This window comes from Streptomyces javensis (assembly GCF_039525925.1).
GTDB lineage: Bacteria > Actinomycetota > Actinomycetes > Streptomycetales > Streptomycetaceae > Streptomyces > Streptomyces asiaticus.
In genome coordinates, this window is the sequence record NZ_BAAAIF010000001.1 from 488,504 (window position 1) to 502,871 (window position 14,368).

Genomic DNA, 14,368 nt, shown 5'->3' on the forward strand with positions numbered 1-14,368 from the left:
GTGTTCCCTTTCTCACGGGAGTGCACGGGGGTGGCCGCTTCCGACAGGCCCCGGGGCGGTGGAGCGGGGGCCTGCCGGAAAGAGGCGGGTGCACTTGGGCCCGGTGGCGTCAGGAGGTGACGGAGAATTCGCTGAAGACGGCCTCGATGCCCTCGCCCGGGTAGTTGACGTTGGCCGCGCTGGCGACCATCCCGGCGTCACCGGGGCCGGCGGCCGACGGTACCTCGGCGGTGCCGACCCGCGACCAGGTCTCGCCGTCCTTACTGGCATACGCGGTGTACGTGGTGCCGTCCCGGGTCAGTTTCATATGCGCTGGGTACGGTCGTACGTCACCGTCGCCGTCAGATCGTGACCGCCCCATGTCGCGTCGGCGGCCGGGGTCACCGTCCAGGTGGTGGTGAACGTTCCTCCGGCCTTGAGGGACTTCGCGGTGGTGGGGCCGGCCGCTGTGGCGGTCCAGCCCTCGGGGAGGTCCAGGGCCGCCGTGGCGTTCCTGATGGTGCGGGTGGACCAGTTGGTCGACTCGGTGGTCACTTCGAAGGGTGTGCCGGAACCGGTGGCCGGGGTGTCCGGACTGATCAGGACCGAAGCGGCCGGGACGCCGTCGCGCTTGAGCGCCTTGATGGCCTTGGCGGCGCCCTTGGCTTTGAGGTTGACGAATGCCGGGGTGACGCCGAGCGGTGCCGCGTATCCCTTGAGGGTCTTGGGGCCGCGGATCACCGTGCCCTGGTTGGCGTCGTACCAGGTGCCGGGCGGCAGGTGGACGGTCCGGGTGGCGCCCGTGCTCAGCTTGGGCGCGGCCAGCACGGCCGGGCCGAGCATCCACTCGTCGGTGACGGTGTAACTCTCCTCATCTTTCGGGAAGTCGAAGAACAGGGGACGCATGATCGGGTCGCCGGTCTTCAGGGTGGACCGGACCTGGTCCCAGATGTACGGGGCGAGCTTCCTGTGCGTCGCGATCGCCCGCCGGTAGAGGTCGACCGTCTCCTGGTCGTAGTCCACCTTCTGCCCGGTGGTGGTGTCATAGGTGTCCACGGGGGACGTCGAGGAGTACATCAGCGGCATCAGCGAGGCGGACTGCGCCCATCGCACCAGCACGTCTTTCGACGGTGCGGGCTGGCCGCCGGAGCCACCGATCATGTCGGACTCGACGAACGGGTAGCCGATGGTGGAGATCGCCAGGTTCTGGGTGGCGGAGGCGCGCAGGGACTCCCAGCCGGTGCCCTTGTCGACCTGGCGGGTGACGAAGCCGGCCTTGTGGGCCGTCTGGTTCCAGTGCACACGAATGCCCGCGCCCTGGAGGTCGAACTCGTCGGCGAGTTGCGTGCCGAGCTTCTGGTAGTCGGTGGCCTGGTGGCCTTCGCGCGGCGCGCACTTCTCGTCGAAGAAGCGGGTGTCGAATTTCAGCCCGTCGATGTCGTAGTCGCCCATGAGCTTCCTGACATTGCCCACGTACCAGTCCCTGGCATCGGGGTTCGCCAGGTCGATGATTCCGGCCTGGCCGTTCCACCAGGTCACTTGGCAGGGCTTGCTGGTGTCCTCGGCGTCCATGAGGAGATAGCCGTTGTCGACGGCGTACTGGTAGTTGTCCGAGTCCAGATTGATCCACAGGGTCACCCAGAGGCCGAAGTCGAACCCCATGTCGTGGATCTTCCTGGACATCCCCTTGGGATCGGGGAAGGTCTTGGGGTCCCAGGTCAGATTGCCGTAGTTCGACTCCCACTTGTCGTCGAGCTGGATGGTGTGCCCGTCAAGACCGTTGTCATGGAGGTCGGTGGCGTAGTCGAGCAGCTTCTCCTGGTCGACCTTCGTGTAGAACTGGGCCCAGGAGTTCCACAGCGGCTCGGCGTACTGCTCGTAGGTCGCATCGCTCTTGACCGGCCTGCCGACGAGCCCGACGTAGTCGCGGTAGACCTCCAGCGGGGTCGACTCGACGAACACGGTGGCCTTGTAGGTGTCGGACGACTCGACGGTGAAGCGGCCCAGACCGTCCCCGTCTCCGTTGAGTGTCACGTCCATGACATTTCCCGTGTCGACCCGGAGCCCTGTCGATCTGGACGTGTACCAGAACGGGTCGATCATGTTGTACGAGGCCGGGCCGAAGGTCTTGTGCACGACCTCTCCCGTGTCGAGCGGCCAGGGCTGATCGACACCAGGGCCGCCCTGCGGAGTCTCCGCCTCGCCATGGCCGTACCAATGGCCGGCTGATGACAGGTCGTAGACGAGGCCGAGTTGGTCGGGGCTGCCGCCCTCGACGTCCCATTCCAGTTGGTAGCGGTCGGACGTGGGAGTCAGCCGCGCCCTGACGGTGGCGCCGTCGAGCGTGGTGTCGGCGGTGAGGGTGAGGACGCCGTCCTTCCACCTCCAGTCGGTGACCTCGGTGGCGTGCTGCCACTGGCCGCCGGAGCGAAATCGCAGGCCCCCCGTGCCGCCGTCCGCGGTGCTGAGCACGACCTCCCCGGCGCGCTCGGTAGTGACGGCGAGTTCGTCGGTGGCGATGTCGACGGTGTAGCCGGGGGCCTTCTCGGTGGCCGGTACGGACATGGTGAGGGCATCGGCGCGGTGTGTCACCTTCGGCTGGGCGGCGGTGTCCGCCCGGGCCGCTGTGGCGAGGGGGTCGGTCACGGACGGTGCGAGTGTCAGGGCCAGCACGGCGGCCAGGAGCGTGCCGAATCTACCGGGTTTGCGCGGTCTGCGCGGATGGGTGCGCACTCACGTCCTCCTGCGGGGCGGGCCGGCATCGTTGAGCAGCACTGCAAGATCATGCTTATTTGTGTTGATGCTCTGGCCGTTTACGTCAGATGTCAACACTCGCTTTCCATGATTTCTTGGCCCACGTGCCATGTCCGTAGGCCCCGCACGCCCGGCCTCTGCCCTGGAATGTCCGGGCGGACCAGCACCTTCGTGGTGATGCCGGGCTGGATCAAGGACGAAAATGCTCGATTCGCTAGCTCATCGATCAAGAATAAACATCACTGTGCAGGGAGGTGGTACCCGCCTGATCGTGCCGGTCGTCGTTCGCCGACGCTCAGGCCCGGACGATCTCCACGCCCGCAGTGGCGAACGGCTCGGTCAGCTCGGGGCCCGCCGCCTTGTCGGTCACCAACACATGGACGTCCTCCACTGGGCAGATCCGGGCGAAGGCCCGCCGGCCCAGCTTGGAAGAGTCCGCGACGACGACCACCTGCTCGGCGCGCAAGGCCAGCGCCCGGTTGATACCGGCCTCGCCCTCGTCGTGGGCCGTCGCGCCGTGCCTGACGTCGATCGCGTCGACGCCGATGAAGACATGGTCGAGGGTGATCTGCGCGAGCACCTCGGTGGCGAGCGGCCCGGTGAGCTCGTACGAGGCGGGGCGGGCCACACCCCCGGTGACGACGAGCTTCACATGGCGGCGTACGACCAGTTCACTGGCGATGTTCAGCGCGTTCGTGACCACCGTCAGAGTGGGCGCCGCGTCCTCCGTGCCCAGCTCCGGTCGGGTGGCCAGCGCGCGGGCGACGGCTGTGGTCGTGGTGCCGCCGTTCAGGCCCACCACGGCGCCGGCCTTCACCAGGCCCGCCGCCGCGTCGGCGATCCGCTCCTTCGCCGGAGCGTTGCGCGCGGCTTTGTAGCGGAGCGGCAGGTCGTAGGCGATCGCGTTGATCACGGCGCCGCCATGGGTGCGGGTGACCATCTGCTGGCGCGCCAGCTCGTCCAGATCACGCCGGATCGTGGCGGCGGAGACCCGCAGTACCTCGGCGGCGGCCTCGACCTCGAGCCGTCCGTCGCGCGTCAGCATCTCCAGCAACGCGCTCCACCTGACCTGCGGCGCCCCCATGCGTCATCCCCCGTTCCGTGGTGTGCGGGCCCGTGAAATCACCGGTCACCGATCGATCCTTTGCCCCTTCGTCCGACGGACGTGGTCTTCGGGGGTCCCCGCCGGCCGCGGTGAGCGCCGCGCCCCGTCCCCGGCGGTCAGCCGCCGGCCGCGGCGCGGCCAGGGGGCGCGGTGGAGTCCCGGGTGATGAGGCGAGCGGGCAGCAGATGGGTGGCCGGTTCGCGCATGGGGTCGGCGATGGCGGCCAGCAGTTCCTCGGCCGCGGTGATCCCGATGACCTCGGTGGGCTGGGCCACCACCGTCAGCCGGGGCCGGACCAGCGGGGCCCACTCGTGGTCGTCGAAGCCGATCAGCGACACCTCGCCGGGACAGTCCCGTCCGCTGTCCTGGAGCGCCGCGAACGCGCCGGCCGACAGCACGTTGTCGGTGCAGTAGATCGCGGTGACCGGGGGAGTGGCCCGCAGCAGCCTGGTGGCCGCGGCGTAGGAGGCGGCGCTGGAGTACGCGCTGTGCGCGATGTGTCCGGGTCGCACCGTCAGGCCCGCGTCGGTCATCGCCCGCATATACCCGGCCAGTCGCAGAGTGCTGGGCCAGTGGACGGTGGGCTCGAGCTCCGTCGCCCCGGCCGGCGCGCTGTCCGGGCGCGCCTCGCTGATGATCCCGATGTGACGGTGTCCCAGACCGATCAGATGGTCCACCGCGAGCCGTGACGCCTCGATGTTGTTGACCGACACGAGGCTCGCGCTGGTGGCCTTCGGGGCCGGGCGGTCCAGCAGAACCAGCGCGGTGCCGATCTCGGTGAGGCGCCGGAGGTGATCGGCATCGGCTCCGCCGACGGGTGCCACGATCAGGCCGTCCACCCGCTTGGTGGACAGCACCTCCACCGACCGGCGCTCCAGTGCCGGCTCGCCCTCGGTGCTGCTGACCAGCAGCTCGTAGTCATGCTTCCGGATGGTGCGGGCGATGCTCTGTAGCGCGGCCGAGAAGAAGCGGTTGCTCATCTCCGGGATCACCACACCGACCGTCTCGGTAGTGCCGGTGATCATGCTGCGGGCCACCTGGTTGGGCCGGTAGCCCAGTTCCGCCGCCACCCGGACGACGTTGTCCCGCGTCCGCGCGCTGACCTCGGCGGCCCCGGCGAGCGCGCGTCCGGCCGTGGACTTCGACACCCCCGCGGCCTCCGCCACATCGACGATGGTCACGGACTGGTGCGCGGGTCGCGTCACGACAGCACGTACCCCTCTCTGTGTCACAGCACGCCGTTGGCTCGCCTCAACGCCACATTCAACCACCGTCGGTGCCGGGCGTCCGGTCCTCCCGCGGGTGGAACCGCCCCGGGCGGAAGGCGGTGAGCAGCGGATGGGAGCGGCCGGTCAGGACCTCGTCGGCGAGCAGCTCACCGGCGATCAGGCCGAGGGTGGCACCGCTGTGGGTGAACGCCACATGGCAGCCGGCGATCTCCTCCAGCGGCCCCAGCACGGGTTCACCGTCCGCGGGGATCGGCTTGGGCCCGGCCGCGTACGACTCCAGCGGAAGCCGGGGCGTGCCGGCCAGCACCGCCGACGCCTCCGCCAGCAGGCCGTCCACGGTGGACCGGCGGATGTCGAAGGTGCCGTCCTCATGGCGCACCACCTCCTTCTCCGACCAGCCCGAGTCCAACACCAGCGCACCGTCCGGGGTCGGCCGGATCGACACCCGCGAGGTGTTCAGCACGGCGCGCAGCGGAACGCCGACCCGCCGGGTGCGCACCAGCAGCGAGATGGGGGTGCGGTCCGCGAGGGACACTCCGAGCGTGCGCAGCACGGCGGGTGTGTCCGCCCCGGTGGCCAGGACCACCGCGTCGCAGTGGAAGCGCCGCCCGGACGCGGTGCGCACACCGGTCACCCGGTCCCCCGTGGTGTGCACGGAGGCGGGGCCCGCGTCGGTCACCAGCTCGCCGCCCAGCCCGGTGAACTCCTCCGCCAGCAGCCCGATCAGGGACGGCAGGTCCACCCAGCCCTCACCCGGGTTGAAGATCGCTCCGCAGTCCGGCACCGCGGTCGCGTCGACACCGGGCGTCACGGCCGCGATCTCGGCCGGGGAGAGCCACTCCGTCTGGTAGCCGATGGCTTGCTGGTGGGCGAACCGCGCGCGGAACTCCGCTTCCTGCCCGGCCGTCCCCCAGGCCAGCCCGCCGTCGAAGCGCAGCCATCCCAGGCCGGGTGCACGGGAGGCCAGGGTGCGATAGCGGTCCATCCCCAGCATCCGCAGCCGGTGGTACTCGGGGGAGCGGACGGCGGCGGAGTTCAGCCAGGCGAGCGAGCGCCCGGACGCGCCGCCGGCCAGGGCGGTGTCCGACACCAGTGTGACGGCCGCACCGCGCCGGGCCAGCTGATGTGCCGTGGAGACGCCCAGAACGCCGCCGCCGAGGACGACCGCACGAATCCGCTGTGCTCCTGAAGTCATGCCTCTTCCCTTGTCCGGAACCGAACCGCCGGAGTGTGTCGTTCCGGGGTTTCGAGCCCACGCCCGTTCCGGGAACGTTCCCGGAATCTCTGGCGCTGACCATACGCGTCGCCGTCGAAGGCGGTCAATCGTCCGCGCGGTGTGCGCCGCGTATCCGGCGTGTTTACACGGCGAACACGGCTTGCCCAGAGCCTTGACCGCCCTGGCGCGGCTGCCTAGAGTGACGCCCACTTTCCGGGAACGTTCCCGGAACGGGAAAGTCGATACCCACGAGGCAAGGCATCCATGAGCCTGAGAATCGGTGTGGACACCGGCGGCACCTTCACGGACGTGTGCGCGTACGACGAGGCGACCGGCCGGATCCACGTACGCAAGGTCTCTTCCACGCCAGACGACCCCGGCCGGGCCATCGTGCGCGGACTCGGCGAACTCCTCGACCAGATCGGCGGCCGGGAGATGGCCGAGGTCGGCTACTTCGCCCACGGCACCACGGTCGGCACCAACGCACTGCTCACCGGGCGCGGTGTGCGCACCGGCCTGATCACCACCCGGGGCTTCCGGGACCTGCTCGAACTCGGCCGCGGCCGCCGTCCGGACATGTACGACGCCCAGGCGGACAAGCCCACCCCGTTCGTCCCCCGCGACCTGCGGATGGAGGTGACCGAGCGGGTCCGGCACGACGGCCGGGTGGAGGTACCACTGGACCCGGACGAGGTACGGGAGGCGGTGCGCGCCCTGAAGGCCCAGGAGGTGGCCTCCGTCGCGGTCTGTCTGCTGTACGCCTACGTCCGTCCGGACCACGAACGGGCGATCGGCGAGATCGTCCGTGATGAGATGCCCGAGGCCCATGTCTCGCTGTCCAGCGAGGTGCTGCCGGAGTTCCGCGAGTTCGAGCGGCTGTCCACGGTGGTCACCAACGCCTATGTCGGGCCCGTGGTCGCCGACTACCTGGCCCGGCTGCGCTCCACGCTGGCCGCGTCCGGACTCCGCTGTGAACCGCATGTGACCCAGTCCAACGGTGGCGTGATCCCGTTCGTCACCGCCGAACGGCTGCCGGTGCGACTGGTGCTGTCCGGCCCGAGCACCGGAGTGGTGGGCGCCGCGGCGATCTGCTCGGCCGCCGGGTTCGGGGACATCATCACCTTCGACATGGGCGGTACCTCCTCCGATGTCTCGCTGGTGCAGCACGGTGAGCCCAAGGTCACCGCCGGCCTGGAGATCGACGGGCGTCCGGTGCGCTCGCCCATGCTGGACATCCACACCGTGGGCGCGGGCGGCGGCTCCATCGCCTGGATCGACAGCGGCGGACACCTGCGGGTGGGGCCGGCCAGCGCCGGCGCGTTCCCCGGACCGGCCTGCTACGGCCACGGCGACGAGGCCACCGTCACCGACGCCAACGTGGTTTTGCGGGTGCTCAACCCCGAATACCTGCTCAACGGCCAGCTGAAGATCGACCATGCCGCCTCCCACCGCGCGGTGGCGCGCCTGGCGGAGCGGCTCGGTCTGTCCGTGCCGGACACCGCGCAGGGCATCATCGACGTCGTCACCGCCAACATGGCGCGGGCCATCCGGGTCATCTCGGTGCACCGCGGCTACGACCCGCGCGACTACGCGCTCGTGCCCTTCGGCGGCGCCGGTCCGCTGCACGCGGCCCGGCTCGCCGCCGAACTGGGCTGCACCACCGTGGTGGTCCCGGAGACCCCGGGCGCGCAGTCGGCACTGGGGCTGCTGATGACCGACGTGCGCAGCGACTTCCTGCGCACCCGGCGGGTGGCGGTGCACCGGGACACCATCGACCAACTGTCCGAGGTAGTCGACGAACTGACCGCGAGCGCGACCGCGTGGTTCGACAGCGAGGACATCGACCCGGCCCGCCGGAGCATCACCCGCGGCGTGGACATGCGCTACCGGGGCCAGAACTACGAACTCGGCGTGCCCCTCCCGGACGGCCCGGTCACCGAGGACACCGTCCGCCGGTTGCGGGCGGACTTCCAGGACGCCCACGACCGCGTGTACGGCTACCGGCTGGCCGAGGAGTCCATCGAGGCGGTGACCTTCCGGGCGCAGGCGGTGGGCGCGGTCTCCCGCGCCGGGATCGTGCGGTCCGCGCCCGGCGGCGGCACCCCCGCCGATGCGGTGACGGCCCGCCGCCAGGTGTATCTGAAGGAGACCGGCGCACCGGCGGACTGCCCCGTGTACGACCGGGGCCGGCTCGAGGTGGGACACCGGGTCACCGGACCGGCGGTCATCGAGCAGATGGACAGCACCACTCTGCTGCTGCCCGGCGACACCTGCGAGGTGGACGACCTGCGCAACCTGATCATTCGAACGCAAGGGAGCTGACCGTGGCGGCACAACGGGAACTCGACGGTGTCCTGGTCGAGGTGATCGGCTCGGCACTCGCCACCGTCGTGGAGGAGATGAGCGGCACCCTGGTGCGGGCCGCGTTCTCCACCAACATCAAGGAACGCCGGGACTGCACCGCCGGGTTGTTCGACACCGCGGGCAACGGGATCGCCCAGGACGAGGGCGGTTCACCGCTGCACCTGGGCTCGCTGATGGGGATCGTCGGCTCCATCCTGGAACGGTTCCCGGTCGAGGAGATCAGGGACGGCGATGTCTTCATCGGCAACGACCCGTACAACGGCGGCGGCTCGCACCTGCCGGACATCGTGCTGGCCACCCCGGTCTTCGTGGCCGGTGAGCTGACCGCCTGGGCGGCCACCCTGGCCCATCACGCCGACTTCGGCGACCGCGGTCACGCCCACATCTTCCAGGAGGGGCTGCGCATCCCACCGGTGCGGCTGGTGCGGGCCGGGGTGCAGCAGGAAGAGCTGCTCTCGCTGATCCTGCTCAACTGCCAGGTGCCGGACGAGCGCCGGGCCGACCTGCGGGCCCAGGAGTCCGCCAACCGGCTCGCGGTGCTGCGCTACCGGGAGCTGTGCGAGCGCTACGGCCGGGACGTCGTGGTGCGGGCCGCGGACGCGCTGCTCGACTACACCGAGCGGCGCACCCGGGCCGCGATCGGCGCCATCCCCGACGGCTCCTACCACTTCACCGACCTGTTCGACTGCCCGGAGCTGGACGTGGAGCGCGAACTGCGGGTGGCCGTGCGCGTCGCCGGGGAGGAGATGTTCTTCGACTTCGCCGGAAACCCACCGCAGGTGCGGGCCAGCGTCAATGTGGTGTGGACGGCGCTGTACGCCACCGTCTACTACTCGGTCAAAAGCCTCATCGACGCCGACATCGTGCCCAACGCCGGGATGTACCGCGCCATCCACATCGACGCGCCCACCGGCTCGATCGTCAACTGCCGCTATCCGGCGGCGGTCAACGGGCGCAGCGAGACCTGCCAGCGCATCGTCGACCTGATCCACGGCGCACTGGCCCCCGCCGTACCGGACCGGGTCACCGCGGCGAGCAACGGCGCCAACACCGGGGTGCACTTCTCCGGACTCAACCCGCTCACCGGCAAGGAGTTCGTCTATCTGGAGACCATCGGCGGCGGCTCCGGCGCCCGAGCCACCAAGGACGGACTGGACGGGGTGCAGGTCCACATGACGAACACCTCCAACCTTCCGGTGGAGAGCCTGGAGACCGAGTACCCGCTGGTCATCGAGGCGTACGAGCTGATCGACGACTCCGGCGGCGCGGGGGAGTTCCGCGGCGGCCTCGGCATCCGGCGGACGGTGCGGGTGGAGAGCGACGAGGTGCACTTCTGGGTGGACACCAGCCGCCAGACCTCCCACCCCTGGGGGCTGTGCGGGGGCACCGAGGGCGCCACGGCGAAGGTCGTGCTCAGCGAGGGCGCCCGGCCCGTCGACCACGGATACACGGTGCTGCGGCCGGGAGAGAGCGTGACCATCGAGACGGCGGGGGCGGGCGGCTACGGCCCTCCGCGGGACCGCGCCCCCGAGGCCGTCGCCCGTGACCTCGCCGAAGGCAAGATCTCCCGCCCTGCGGCGGAACGTCACTACCCAGGCCACCTCGGCTGTCCGGGGGAGCGCTGATGGACACCGCCGACGCCGCCCCCCGCGCCGCCGCCCCCGCCAGGAGCACCCGGCGCCGGGTGTACGCGTCCACCATGATCGGCAACGTCGTCGAGTACTACGACTTCACGCTGTACGGAACGCTGGCGGCGGTGCTGGCCAAGCTGTTCTTCCCGTCCGGCGACGGGCTGGTGGCGCTGTTCTCCACCTACGTCGGGGTATCGCTGTCCTACTTCATCCGCCCGCTCGGAGCGGTGCTCCTCGGGCCGCTCGCCGACCGCAGGGGCCGCCGCGGGGTACTGATCCTCACCCTCTCCCTGATGAGCGTCGGCACCGCCGGGATCGGTCTGCTGCCCACCTACGCGGCGATCGGGGCGGCCGCGCCCGTCCTGCTGCTGCTCTCCCGGGTACTCCAGGGCCTGGGCGCCAGTGTGGAGTACACCACCGCGGCCCAGTTCCTGCTCGAGCACGAACCCGGCAGCCGGCGCCGCAACTACCTGGCCGGACTGATGAACGCGACCTGTTCGGTGGGCTCGCTGCTCGGCTCCGGCGTCGCCTTCGTGCTCACCGTCGTCATGCCGACGGCTACGTTCGACAGCTGGGGCTGGCGGATACCCTTCCTGCTGGCCATCCCCATGGCCTTCATCGGCTTCTACATCCGCAACCGGCTGGACGAGACCCCCGAGTTCGAGCAGATGAAGCGGCAGGTCGACGCCGTCGAGGCGAAGCAGACACCGCTGCGGGACGCGGTGCGCCTGTACTGGCGCGACATGCTCAAGGCCATCGGGCTGGGGGCCGGACAGCGCATCGGCTCGTACACCATCCAGGCGTACTTGGTGACCGCCCTGATCAGCGCGGGATTCCCCACCTCGCTGGCGCTGCTGGCCTCCATGCTCACCTACGCCGTGGGACCGCTGCCCAGCGTCTGGGGCGGGGTACTGGCGGACCGGTACGGCGCCCGGCTGCCGCTGCTGGTGGGCTACGGCCTGTTCATGGCGCTGACCGTGCCCACCTTCATGGCCATCGGCAGCAGCTCCATCGTCCTGGCCACCCTCGCGGTCGTGGTGTTCACGGTGCTCAACAACCTGGTGGCGGCACCGCTGAACGTCGCCTGCGTGCTCAGCTTCCCACCGGAAGTGCGGTCCAGCGCGGCCGCGCTCAACTTCAACGTCGGCACCTCGCTGATCGGCTCGACGGCCGGTCTGGTCGCGGTCTGGCTGCACGACCTGACGGGCAGCGATGTGAGCTTCGGCTGGTACATGACGGCCGCGTGCGCCGTCTCCGCCCTGGTGGCCGTCTTCGCCCTGCCGGAGGCCGTCGACTACCGGGAGCCGGACTGGGCCTCCGGGAACATCGGTACCGCGGTTGTCGGTGAGAGCGACCATGGCCGGCCGGCACGCTGATCCACTCCGCCGCCGGGGTTCGCTGAAACGGCGCCGGACGGGCCCCGGGGGTCGGCTGCGTCGTCACCGGGCGCTGCCGCCCGACGTGAGCGCGCCGGCCCGGCAGGTGGCCGAGGCCCGCCGGGGCGCGGAGCAGCGGCCGCCCACACCGCGGTCGTCGATCCCGCCCATCGGGATCCCTTGCCGATGCGAGAACAGGGGCGAACAGGGGCGAAGCTGATTCTCGACATTATCTTTGCGCAGTGCAACAATTCCCCCAAGGGCAGCGGGGCGACGCGCCGTTGGCCCATGCGCGCTGTCTGAGGTCAGGTGTTCGTGGGGACGGCGCCGCTCACCCACTCTCCGACGGGGCTGGGCTGGACGATGTCGTTCCTGGTGGGCGCGGTGCGCGCGTCGTCTCGCCGGACTCCTGCCGTGCCTTTGGGATCTGACGGTGGGCGGTTACGCGGTCGTGGTGCCGGCCATAGTGGTGGTCCGCACGGCGTCGTTGCTGAGCTCGCTGATCGGTACCCGCTTCGCGTGGCGGGAAGCTGGCGGCGGCCTGGTTCGGCCCGAAGGGCTTCGCCTCCGTCGTGTATGGGCTGCTGGTGCTGGAGTCCGGCATCCAGCGGAGCGAGCGGGCGTACCCCTTGATCGCGGTGTGCATGGCGTTCTCCATCGCCGCGCACAGCAGTACGGACGTGCCCGTCGCCCGCCTCTTCGACGTCGAGGACCTCGTCGGCATCCCCGATGGCGGTGCCGACGGCCGTCACGATGAGGGCAGGGAGAAACAGACCGCCGGGTCGGCCCGGACGGCGTCCCGAGTGGAGGAGGACGACGATGCGTGCACGTGATCTGGCGATGGCATACGAGTCGGTCCGCGTCGATGATGACGCGCTGGAGGCGGCCCGCCTCATGGCCGAGCACCAACTGCCCGGGCTGCTGGTGCTGGACCGCGACGGGGAGCCGAAGGCGATCCTGCCCGCCTCCCAGGTGATCAAGGCGTTGGTCCCGGCGTATGTGATCGAGGACCCGGCGCTGGCTGCGGTCGTCGACGAGAAACACGCCGACCGGCTGTGCGAGGCACTGCGCGGACGCCGGGTCGGTGACCTGCTGTCCGACAAGGCGGCCCGGCCGCCGATCGCCGCCCCCGACGACACCGCCCTGGAGGTGGCCGCCTTGATGGCGCAGGCGCGCAGCCCGCTGGTGGCGGTGGCGAGGCGGGACAAGGCGGGTCTGAATCTGCTCGGGGTGATCACCGCCTCGCAGCTCCTCAATCGACTCCTCGGACATACGGAGCCCCATGAGTGACTGGCACAGCTGGGCCGCGATCGCCGTCTTCGTCGTCGCCTACGCGGCGATCATCAGCGAACGTGTCCACCGGACGGCCGCCGCCCTGGCCGGGGCGGCGGTCATGCTCACGATCGGGGCGACCGACGACAAGGCCGCCTTCTTCGACGAGCGCTCCGGAATCGACTGGAACGTCATCTTCCTGCTGCTGGGGATGATGGCGATCGTCGGGGTACTGCGGCAGACGGGCCTGTTCGAGTATCTGGCGATCTGGGCGGTCAAACGGGCCCGCGGCAAGCCCTTCCGCGTGATGACCATGCTGATAGTCATCACCGCCTCCGCCTCCGCGCTGCTGGACAACGTCACCACCGTCCTGCTGGTCGCCCCGGTCACCCTGCTGGTGTGCGAACGCCTCGCGCTGCCCGCCGCCCCCTTCCTGATCGCGGAGGTGATGGCGTCCAACATCGGCGGTACCGCGACGCTCGTCGGTGACCCGCCGAACATCATCATCGCCAGCCGGGGCGGGCTGACCTTCAACGACTTCCTCGTCCACCTCGCCCCGATCGCCGTGGTCCTGACCGCCGTGCTGGTGCTGCTGTGCCGGATGATGTTCCGCAAGGCGCTGGTGTACGACGAGGGCCGCGCGGCGGAGGTGATGGCGCTGGAGGAGCGCGAGGCCATCCGGGACCACCGGCTGCTGTACCAGGGCCTGGCCGTCCTCGCCTTGATCGTCTTCGGGTTCGTCGCGCATCCGGTGCTGCACTACGCGCCCAGCGTCGTGGCCATGCTCGGCGCCGGACTGCTCATCGCCATCTCGAAGGTGGAGACCGGCGAGGCGCTGAGCGAGGTGGAGTGGCCGACCCTGGCGTTCTTCGCCGGACTGTTCATCATGGTCGGATCGCTCATCGAGACCGGGGTCATCGGGGAGATCTCCCGCGCCCTGGCGGACGCCACCGGCGGCAGCGAACTCGGCGCCGTGATGCTGCTGTTGTTCGGCTCGGCGGTCCTCTCGGGGATCGTCGACAACATCCCGTACGTCGCCACCATGGCCCCCATCACCGCCGACCTGGCCCACGGCTTCGGCGGCGGCGACGGGGTCCACGTGCTGTGGTGGGCCCTGGCTCTCGGTGCCGACCTCGGCGGCAACGCCACCGCCATCGGCGCCTCCGCCAACGTCGTCGTCCTGGGCATCGCCGAACGCAACCGCCAGCCCATCTCCTTCTGGCAGTTCACCCGGTACGGCCTGGTCGTCACCGCCGTGACCGTCGTGTTGTCCGCCGGATACCTGTGGCTGCGGTACTTCGCGCTGAGCTGATCGCTGACATCCATTGACCGACCCCGCCGGCGGCGAGGGCTCCGAGGGCAGCGGGGACGAAGGGCTCAGACTGCTGCCGGGGACGAGGAGGCCGCGGCGCGCAGCGCCTGGCGGTACGCCAGGAGGAGGT

General features: G+C 70.3%; 10 protein-coding genes and 1 pseudogene. 6 read left to right on the forward strand and 5 right to left on the reverse strand.

All coding sequences use genetic code 11. The features are described 5' to 3' along the window. Positions 1-109: 109 nt before the first annotated feature. The 5 genes from ABD329_RS02175 to ABD329_RS02195 all read right to left on the reverse strand — a co-directional run bounded on the left by ABD329_RS02175 (position 110) and on the right by ABD329_RS02195 (position 6,262). The gene (locus tag ABD329_RS02175; RefSeq protein ID WP_344315832.1) at positions 110-307 is read right to left on the reverse strand and encodes a DUF1349 domain-containing protein; all 198 of its coding nucleotides are present in this window, start codon (positions 305-307) and stop codon (positions 110-112) included. Beyond that, positions 304-2,712 (reverse strand): glycoside hydrolase family 31 protein, encoded by a 2,409-nt coding sequence (locus ABD329_RS02180; protein WP_344315833.1) that lies wholly within the window; start codon positions 2,710-2,712, stop codon positions 304-306. The genes ABD329_RS02175 and ABD329_RS02180 overlap by 4 nt, the downstream gene beginning before the upstream one ends. 316 nt (positions 2,713-3,028) lie before the next feature. Next, entirely contained in the window at positions 3,029-3,817 is a 789-nt protein-coding gene (locus ABD329_RS02185) for a DeoR/GlpR family DNA-binding transcription regulator (protein ID WP_344315834.1), read from the reverse strand. A gap of 137 nt (positions 3,818-3,954) precedes the next feature. After that, entirely contained in the window at positions 3,955-5,043 is a 1,089-nt protein-coding gene (locus ABD329_RS02190; RefSeq protein WP_344315835.1) for a LacI family DNA-binding transcriptional regulator, read from the reverse strand. A gap of 58 nt (positions 5,044-5,101) precedes the next feature. Next, positions 5,102-6,262, reverse strand: coding sequence for an NAD(P)/FAD-dependent oxidoreductase (locus tag ABD329_RS02195; RefSeq protein ID WP_344315837.1), 1,161 nt, complete (start codon positions 6,260-6,262; stop codon positions 5,102-5,104). A 285-nt stretch (positions 6,263-6,547) separates the two neighbouring features. Between ABD329_RS02195 and ABD329_RS02200 the strand changes: the two genes are divergently transcribed. The 6 genes and pseudogenes from ABD329_RS02200 (at position 6,548) to ABD329_RS02225 (ending at position 14,238) form a co-directional block, all read left to right on the forward strand. Further along, positions 6,548-8,605 carry a hydantoinase/oxoprolinase family protein gene (locus ABD329_RS02200; protein WP_344315838.1) on the forward strand — a complete coding sequence of 686 codons (2,058 nt, stop codon included), beginning with the start codon at positions 6,548-6,550 and terminating at the stop codon, positions 8,603-8,605. Between the two features lie 2 nt (positions 8,606-8,607). Further along, positions 8,608-10,272: a hydantoinase B/oxoprolinase family protein gene (locus ABD329_RS02205; protein WP_344315839.1), complete on the forward strand. Its 1,665-nt coding sequence runs from the start codon at positions 8,608-8,610 to the stop codon at positions 10,270-10,272. Next, positions 10,272-11,654, forward strand: coding sequence for an MFS transporter (locus ABD329_RS02210; RefSeq protein ID WP_344315840.1), 1,383 nt, complete (start codon positions 10,272-10,274; stop codon positions 11,652-11,654). The genes ABD329_RS02205 and ABD329_RS02210 overlap by 1 nt, the downstream gene beginning before the upstream one ends. 424 nt (positions 11,655-12,078) lie before the next feature. Then, positions 12,079-12,487 (forward strand): annotated as a pseudogene (locus ABD329_RS02215) (cation:proton antiporter); the annotation flags it as partial. Next, positions 12,474-12,944: a CBS domain-containing protein gene (locus tag ABD329_RS02220; RefSeq protein WP_344315841.1), complete on the forward strand. Its 471-nt coding sequence runs from the start codon at positions 12,474-12,476 to the stop codon at positions 12,942-12,944. The pseudogene ABD329_RS02215 and the gene ABD329_RS02220, both read left to right, overlap by 14 nt. Next, positions 12,937-14,238 carry an ArsB/NhaD family transporter gene (locus tag ABD329_RS02225; protein ID WP_344315842.1) on the forward strand — a complete coding sequence of 434 codons (1,302 nt, stop codon included), beginning with the start codon at positions 12,937-12,939 and terminating at the stop codon, positions 14,236-14,238. The genes ABD329_RS02220 and ABD329_RS02225 overlap by 8 nt, the downstream gene beginning before the upstream one ends. The last annotated feature ends 130 nt before the right edge of the window (positions 14,239-14,368 follow it).

Excerpts from the sequence above, each read along its gene's own strand:
- ABD329_RS02175 (WP_344315832.1), bottom strand. The coding sequence starts at position 307 with ATGAAACTGACCCGGGACGGCACCACGTACACCGCGTATGCCAGTAAG.
- ABD329_RS02185 (WP_344315834.1), bottom strand. The coding sequence starts at position 3,817 with ATGGGGGCGCCGCAGGTCAGGTGGAGCGCGTTGCTGGAGATGCTGACG.
- ABD329_RS02195 (WP_344315837.1), bottom strand. The coding sequence starts at position 6,262 with ATGACTTCAGGAGCACAGCGGATTCGTGCGGTCGTCCTCGGCGGCGGC.
- ABD329_RS02200 (WP_344315838.1), top strand. The coding sequence starts at position 6,548 with ATGAGCCTGAGAATCGGTGTGGACACCGGCGGCACCTTCACGGACGTG.
- ABD329_RS02210 (WP_344315840.1), top strand. The coding sequence starts at position 10,272 with ATGGACACCGCCGACGCCGCCCCCCGCGCCGCCGCCCCCGCCAGGAGC.
- ABD329_RS02220 (WP_344315841.1), top strand. The coding sequence starts at position 12,474 with ATGCGTGCACGTGATCTGGCGATGGCATACGAGTCGGTCCGCGTCGAT.
- ABD329_RS02225 (WP_344315842.1), top strand. The coding sequence starts at position 12,937 with ATGAGTGACTGGCACAGCTGGGCCGCGATCGCCGTCTTCGTCGTCGCC.